The organism is Labrenzia sp. OB1, assembly GCF_001624695.1.
Classification (GTDB): domain Bacteria; phylum Pseudomonadota; class Alphaproteobacteria; order Rhizobiales; family Stappiaceae; genus Roseibium.
Map to the genome: position 1 here is coordinate 113,394 of NZ_JSEP01000019.1, position 6,949 is coordinate 120,342.

Sequence of the window (6,949 nt, forward strand, 5' to 3'; positions counted from 1 at the left end):
CTGAACTGTTCAAACTCCGGTTTCCGTATATGAATTCAAGCTTGTGACAGAAAGATCAACCTGATGACCGAGCCCCACAATGGCGAGACCGGCGACGGGCACGAGCATACCGATGGCGATCATTCCGGCCACAAACACTCTGGGCACGGGCATTCCGGGCACGATCACGCTCCGACAGTGAACGACAGAAATGCACGCGCGGTGGCCTGGGCAGGACTGCTGATCGCAAGCTTCATGTTTGCCGAACTGATCGGCGGCTGGCTGGCCGGATCGCTTGCCCTGATGGCAGACGCTGTCCACATGGTCTCGGACGCCGCCTCCCTGGGGCTGGCCTGGTGGGCGTTCCAGCAGGCCAGGAAGCCCGCCGACGCGCGCCTGACCTACGGCCGCGACAGGCTGCCTGTCCTGATCGCCTACTCCAATGCCATTTTCCTGCTCGTCGTCACTGCCTGGATCTGCATCGAAGCTGCCGAACGGTTTGCAAAACCGGAGAAGGTTCTTGCCGGTCCGATGTTCATCATCGCAGTGATCGGGCTTGCCGTGAACATCGGCGCGTTCCTTATCCTGCAGCGCGGAGGCGACGGCTCGCTCAACATCCGTTCCGCGATCCTGCATGTCATCGGGGATCTTCTCGGGTCCGTCGCAGCGATCATTGCCGCGGTGATCATCTATTTCACCAACTGGTACCCAATCGATCCCATCCTCTCGGTGTTTGTCGCGCTGCTCATTCTACGCTCCGCCATCACCATCCTCCGACAATCGTCGCACATCCTTCTGGAAGGCGCTCCAACGGACATCGACCGTGACGCCATGAAAGCCGACCTCCTCGCAGCGATACCGGGCCTGTCGGACGTCTACCACATACACCTTTGGTCGCTCGCCGAAGGCAAGGTGAATGCGACCATGCATGCCATTGTTTCGTCGGAGGAATATGCTGTAACAGTCCCCGGGGAAATGCGTGCCCGGCTCAAGGACGAGCACGGCATCGCGCATGTCACCATCGAGGTTTCCGCAGCCTCCAAGGCGTGACACTCACTCGATGCGAGCGGTTGCTTGGGCGGCGGAAAACCTCCCGCCCCTTTCGACACGCCGCATATGCGGATCAGCTTTTCCAAATCGGCAAAGATGGTCCATTGTTCGTTCTTTCCGCAGGACTTAAAAGAGGAAAGCGCCACACCGGCGCTTATCAATGTTCAGCACCGGGGATTTCATTTCGTGCCAGATCAGACCGCAGATCAGAATGTGAGAATCCTGCGCGGCAGATTGCTGAGCTTTTCCGCCGCTCCGCAAGGGCCGGAAGATACCAGCGCCTATTGCTACGAGGAAGACGGCGCCTTGCTGGTCAGGGACGGCAAAATAGCAGCCAAGGGCATGTTTTCCGAGGTCAGGGACGCCGCACCGCAAACTGCCGAAATCATCGACCACCGGCCGCATCTGCTCCTGCCGGGTTTCATCGACACGCATATTCATTTTCCGCAGGCGCAGGTCATCGCCTCCTGGGCGGATCAACTGCTGGACTGGCTGAACGACTATACGTTCCCGTGCGAACTTAGATTCGCGGACAGGGCGCATGGTAAACGCATCGCCGGTGAGTTCTACGATGCCCTTCTGGACCATGGCACCACCACCGCTGTTGCCTATTGCTCCAGCCACCCCAATTCCGTCGATGCCTATTTCGAGGAGGCCGAAGCGCGCGGCATGCTGATGCTGGGCGGCAAGACCATGATGGACCGCAACGCGCCCAAGGCGCTTTGCGACACGGCCCAGAGCTCCTATGACGACAGCAAGGCGCTGCTGTCGAAGTGGCACGGCCGAGGCCGGGCGCATTATGTTATCACACCGCGCTTTGCCATCACCTCGACGCCGGAGCAACTGGAGGCGGCCGGAACCCTTTCAAGGGAACATCCGGACTGTCACGTGCAGACCCATATCAACGAAAACCACAACGAAATAGCCTTCACCCGCGAGCTCTATCCGGACGCGGGTCACTATCTCGGTGTCTACGAAAGCTTCGGCCTGCTCGGGTCCAGAACACTTCTCGGCCATTGTATCCACATGACGGGACACGAGATGCAGGTGATGCGGGAAACCGGTTCGGTGGCGGTTTTCTGTCCGACCTCCAATCTGTTCCTGGGCAGCGGGCTGTTTGACAAGGCCGGAATGGAAAGCGCGGGTATCCTGACGGCCATCGCGACGGATGTCGGGGGCGGCACCAGTTATTCCATGTTGCGCACCCTGGACGAGGGCTACAAGATCCTGCAACTGCAGCGCCAGCGCATACACCCGCTGACAAGTTTCTACTGGATCACGCACGGCAACGCGGCAGCCCTTTCCATGACCGACAGGATAGGAACGCTGGAGCCCGGCACGGATGCCGACGTGGTGGTTCTGGATGCGAAGGCGACCCGGCCCATGGCCTTGCGCATGGAAACCGTCGAAACGCTTTCCGAGGAGCTGTTCGTCCTGCAGACGCTTGGCGATGACCGGGCCGTGATCGAAACCTATGTTGCCGGGGAACAACGGAAAACTGGTCAGCTATCTGCGGCCAGCGCCTGACGATCCAGATCATTTCGATCCTTTCGTGCCCGTTGGCGCAGCAATGCGAACAACAACGAAGCTGCCGCAAGCATGAACAGCGTGGCAGCCGTGCCAAGAAAGACCGCTGAAAATCCGAAACTCTGGATTACCGGCGTCAGCGCAAGCGGCGATACCACCTGCCCCAGGAACATTGCCGTCGTGATGACACCCGCAACGCTGCCCCTGCGCTCGGGCGGCGCGAATTGCAGGGCGAGCATCAGGAAACCCGGCTGGGCCAGGGCATATCCCGCACCGACCATCGCCGCTCCGGCCAGAATGAGTGGCCACAGCGCCGCAATCGCCAGTGCCGCGAAACCGCAGCCCATCAGAACAAACCCCAACCCAAAGGTAACGGCCAGCCCGAGACGCTCGCTGATCCGTCTGAACGCGAGTGCTACAACACCGCCGGTCAACGTGAGGGCTCCGAGCCCCATGGCTGTGGCAAAAGCCGCTTCAAAGCCGTTTTGATGGAGATAGAACGGCAACTGACTTGGCATCAAAAAAAATAGCATGATGGTGACCATGGTCAGCAATCCGGTCAATGCCGCAGGCAGGAACCACTGTACGGCCACCGTGCCTTCCGGCAGTTCCGGAGAACGAATGGCGGCTGTCGCCGTTCGTTTTTCGTTGCGCAGGAGAGGCACCAGAAGCGGCAGAAGCAGGACAGGCAAAGCGTAGACAAGAAACGGTAGTCTTGGAGAGAGGCCCGCAAGTCCACCCGCAAAGCCGATGTAAAGAAACCCGCTGAAATTGATGGCTGCGGTCTGCCATCCCATAAAGTCGCTGCGCTGGCCGCCGCTGAACATGTCTCCCACCAGAGCCACTTGCGCGGTCATAACCATCGCAACCGCCACGCCCAGCAAAAGCCGGCTGACCAGAATGGACAAGAGGTCCGGCAAATAAGCCCCGGCGCTGCCTGAGAGCACGAAAAGAACAACGCCGGCCAGCAACAGTGGAGCCCGTCCGATACGATCGGCCACCATGCCGGCGAGCGGCGCGGCCAGCACGACGGAAAGCGATGGTGCGGAAACCAGAAAGCGCGTCAGATAGGCCGCATTCGGGTCGCCGGAAAAGCTCGCCTCAAGCGCCGGCAAGGCCGGGCTGATTGTTGCATTCGCCATGATTTTCAGCGTTGCCGCCATCAGCAGCGCGACTGCGGCCGAATCCATCCAGAGCGGACGCCCGGACATCGAATTTGCACGAAACATTCTGTTTTTCCTTGCCTTTCAGAGAATTGGAAGGCAGCGTACCAATTCAAGTCGACTTGAGGTCAAGAGATGAAATTACTGGATATTTCAGAAATATCGAAACAGACCGGCGTGGCCGCTTCGGCGATCCGCCACTATGAGGAAAAAGGGCTGATCACCTCCCTTGGCCGCAGGGGATTGAAACGGCTTTTCAGTGCCGACGTTCTGGACCAGCTGGCGCTGATCACGCTTGGCAAAACGGCTGGTTTTGCGCTCGATGACATCGCGAAGATGTTCGGACCGGACGGCCGCCCGGCTCTTTCCAGAACAAACCTTCATCTCAAGGCAGATGATCTCGACCGGCAGATAGAACGGCTCTCGGTATTGCGTGACATGATCCGGCATGTCGCGGAGTGCAAGGCGCCGAGCCATATGGAGTGCCCCAAGTTTCAGCAACTGATCCGCATCAGCAATCGCCGCAAACGTGGGCTGGAGGAAAAGAAACGTGTGCCGATGCGGAACACGCCTGATACCAAACTGAACAAATAAGACCCTGTTTGGTGGCTTGTTCCGGTCCTCCGGCAAGGAGCGTCGCGCGTTCTAACCAATGCTCTAAATCGCCCCGCGGCACGCTCCTCGCGGAGCGCTCTCAGGTCATGGTCAAATGGCGTCTTATTTGTTCAGCCTGGAGCAAAGAGACGTTCAAAAGGCACGAAAAAACCCGCCGGATCGCTCCGGCGGGTTTTGATCGGAAAACCAGTTTGTCCAGCGATTAACGCTTGGAGAACTGGAAGCTCTTGCGGGCCTTGGCGCGACCGAACTTCTTACGTTCGACAACGCGGGAGTCACGGGTCAGGAAGCCGTTCTTCTTCAGAACGCCGCGCAACTCGGGCTCATAGTAGGTAAGCGCCTTGGACAGGCCGTGACGCACGGCGCCTGCCTGACCCGAAAGACCACCACCGGTGACAGTCGCGATTACGTCGTACTGACCGGAACGGTTGGCAACCATGACCGGCTGCTGAATGATCATCTGAAGAACCGGACGAGCGAAATACTCGGTATAGTCCTTCTTGTTGACAATGATCTTGCCGGTACCCGGCCTGATCCAGACGCGGGCGATGGCGTCTTTCCGTTTACCGGTTGCGTAGGCCCGACCCAGGCTGTCCAGCTTCTGGACATGGACCGGAGCTTCAGGGGCAGCGGATTCGACCGCGCCGCCCAGTTCTTCCAGGGATTGCAGCTCAGCCATTGTTAAGCCCTCTTGCCGTCATTTTTTACGTTGAGGCTCTTCACGTCCACCATTTCAGGTGTCTGAGCTTCATGCGGATGGTTCGGACCAGCGTAAACCTTGAGGTTTTTCAGCTGCTTGTTGGACAGCGGACCGCCCGGCATCATACGCTGAACAGCTTTTTCCAGAACACGCTCGGGAAAACGGCCTTCGAGAATGGCACGCGCGGTGCGTTCCTTGATGCCGCCCGGGTGACCGGTGTGCCAGTAGTACTTCTTGTTGTCGTACTTGCGGCCGGTGAACACCACCTTGTCGGCATTGATGACGATGACGTGGTCACCGGTGTCAATGTGGGGCGTGTAGGTCGGCAGATGCTTGCCGCGCAGATGGTTGGCGATGAAAGCGGCGAGACGCCCGACAACCATGCCTTCTGCGTCAATCAAGATCCACTTTTTCTCGACCTCAGCCGTTTTGGCAGAGAAGGTCTTCATGAGTTTGATCCATACTGGTCAGTTAAAGAAAAGGTCCGCGCGGCCTGAGCCAGCGAACGGACCCTGAATTCGTTCGGTTGCGCTTATACGCCGGGGCCCTTGCAGCGTCAAGAACGTTCTTTGCAAAGCTGCTTAAAATTAATCAATAAAATCAGGTGTTTATAAAAACGGTATTATATTACCACACAATTCTCACCGGTTTTAATCCCCTATCCCATTTGCAAAACGCCAAGAAGGTTGAATTCCCCGTCTGTATTTTACCCAAGGTTAAAGGGATGTGTGTTTCTGTTCCGGCGAATAAGCTCAGAGCCTGATTTAAAAGTAGTTGAGTGATATCAAAGGGTTGTGATTCAACCGTCTTTGTCGAGAAGATGGAGGATCGAATGCCCTGGGATGATATCACTCGCAAACAGCATAACCGGGACGATCTGCGTTATCCAACTGATTTGATGGATCGGGAATGGGCGATTTTGGCGCCGCTGATCCCTCCGGCCAAATCCGGCGGTCGGCCACGCAAGACCGACATGCGAGAGGTGGTGAACGCGGTCCTTTATATCGCGGGCAGCGGCTGTCAGTGGCGGGCACTGCCGAAGGACTTTCCCCCNGATCGAATGCCCTGGGATGATATCACTCGCAAACAGCATAACCGGGACGATCTGCGTTATCCAACTGATTTGATGGATCGGGAATGGGCGATTTTGGCGCCGCTGATCCCTCCGGCCAAATCCGGCGGTCGGCCACGCAAGACCGACATGCGAGAGGTGGTGAACGCGGTCCTTTATATCGCGGGCAGCGGCTGTCAGTGGCGGGCACTGCCGAAGGACTTTCCCCCGGCTTCCACCGTGCGAGGCTATTTCTATTCCTGGCGCGATACCGGCCTTTGGCAGACGATAAACCACATTCTTGTCGCCGCCACGCGGGACCTGGAGGGGCGCGAAGCCTCGCCCACCGCCGGTGTCATCGACAGTCAATCGGTCAAAACCACGGAAAGCGGCGGGGTTTCGGGCTATGACGCGGGGAAAAAGGTCAAAGGCCGCAAGCGCCACATCATCACCGACACCCTCGGCCTGATGCTGTTCGTACTTGTCCATGCCGCCGACATCCAAGACCGGGACGGTGCGCCGGATGTCCTGAAAGCCGTCCGTTCCCGGTTCCCCTGGCTGCGCCATGTCTTCGCCGATGGCGGCTATGCCGGTGAAAAGCTGCGCGCCGCCCTGGTGGGCAACGGCAACTGGACGATAGAGATCATCAAACGCTCCGATGCTGCTGAAGGCTTCGAACTCCTGCCCCGCAGATGGGTGGTGGAGCGCACTTTCGCATGGCTGGGCAGATGCCGCCGGTTGGCAAAGGACTGGGAGGCGTCAATCGAAAGTTCCACCGCATGGATCAACATCGCTAGTATCAGGGTCATGACACGCAGGCTCGCAACCTATTGTCTTGTCTCATGAACTTTTGAATCGGACTCT

The 6,949-nt window shown here is 58.2% G+C and carries 7 protein-coding genes; 4 read left to right on the forward strand and 3 right to left on the reverse strand.

What is annotated here, in order from left to right; translation table 11 throughout:
* Positions 1-63 precede the first annotated feature (63 nt).
* On the forward strand, positions 64-1,029 hold the full coding sequence (locus OA90_RS21520) for a cation diffusion facilitator family transporter (RefSeq protein WP_068417320.1): 966 nt from the start codon (positions 64-66) through the stop codon (positions 1,027-1,029).
* Between the two features lie 186 nt (positions 1,030-1,215).
* Positions 1,216-2,556 carry a guanine deaminase gene (guaD, locus tag OA90_RS21525; protein ID WP_244274691.1) on the forward strand — a complete coding sequence of 447 codons (1,341 nt, stop codon included), beginning with the start codon at positions 1,216-1,218 and terminating at the stop codon, positions 2,554-2,556.
* Here the strand turns inward: guaD and OA90_RS21530 are convergent.
* Positions 2,532-3,785: an MFS transporter gene (locus OA90_RS21530; RefSeq protein WP_068417322.1), complete on the reverse strand. Its 1,254-nt coding sequence runs from the start codon at positions 3,783-3,785 to the stop codon at positions 2,532-2,534. The two genes, guaD and OA90_RS21530, sit on opposite strands and share 25 nt — an antisense overlap.
* Positions 3,786-3,854: 69 nt before the next feature.
* Here OA90_RS21530 and OA90_RS21535 point away from each other — a divergent pair, with 69 nt between their 5' ends.
* Positions 3,855-4,313, forward strand: a complete 459-nt coding sequence (locus tag OA90_RS21535) for a helix-turn-helix domain-containing protein (RefSeq protein ID WP_068417329.1) — start codon at positions 3,855-3,857, stop codon at positions 4,311-4,313.
* A 223-nt stretch (positions 4,314-4,536) separates the two neighbouring features.
* Here OA90_RS21535 and rpsI read toward each other — a convergent pair whose 3' ends face one another.
* The gene (gene rpsI, locus OA90_RS21540) at positions 4,537-5,013 is read right to left on the reverse strand and encodes a 30S ribosomal protein S9 (RefSeq protein WP_068417332.1); all 477 of its coding nucleotides are present in this window, start codon (positions 5,011-5,013) and stop codon (positions 4,537-4,539) included.
* A 2-nt stretch (positions 5,014-5,015) separates the two neighbouring features.
* Entirely contained in the window at positions 5,016-5,483 is a 468-nt protein-coding gene (gene rplM, locus OA90_RS21545) for a 50S ribosomal protein L13 (protein WP_068417336.1), read from the reverse strand.
* A gap of 611 nt (positions 5,484-6,094) precedes the next feature.
* Here rplM and OA90_RS21550 point away from each other — a divergent pair.
* Positions 6,095-6,931, forward strand: a complete 837-nt coding sequence (locus tag OA90_RS21550; protein ID WP_068417361.1) for an IS5 family transposase — start codon at positions 6,095-6,097, stop codon at positions 6,929-6,931.
* The last annotated feature ends 18 nt before the right edge of the window (positions 6,932-6,949 follow it).

What these genes read in the sequence shown, in the direction of transcription:
- OA90_RS21520 (WP_068417320.1), top strand. Translation starts at nt 64, where the DNA reads ATGACCGAGCCCCACAATGGCGAGACCGGCGACGGGCACGAGCATACC.
- OA90_RS21530 (WP_068417322.1), bottom strand. Translation starts at nt 3,785, where the DNA reads ATGTTTCGTGCAAATTCGATGTCCGGGCGTCCGCTCTGGATGGATTCG.
- OA90_RS21535 (WP_068417329.1), top strand. Translation starts at nt 3,855, where the DNA reads ATGAAATTACTGGATATTTCAGAAATATCGAAACAGACCGGCGTGGCC.
- rpsI (WP_068417332.1), bottom strand. Translation starts at nt 5,013, where the DNA reads ATGGCTGAGCTGCAATCCCTGGAAGAACTGGGCGGCGCGGTCGAATCC.
- rplM (WP_068417336.1), bottom strand. Translation starts at nt 5,483, where the DNA reads ATGAAGACCTTCTCTGCCAAAACGGCTGAGGTCGAGAAAAAGTGGATC.
- OA90_RS21550 (WP_068417361.1), top strand. Translation starts at nt 6,095, where the DNA reads ATGCCCTGGGATGATATCACTCGCAAACAGCATAACCGGGACGATCTG.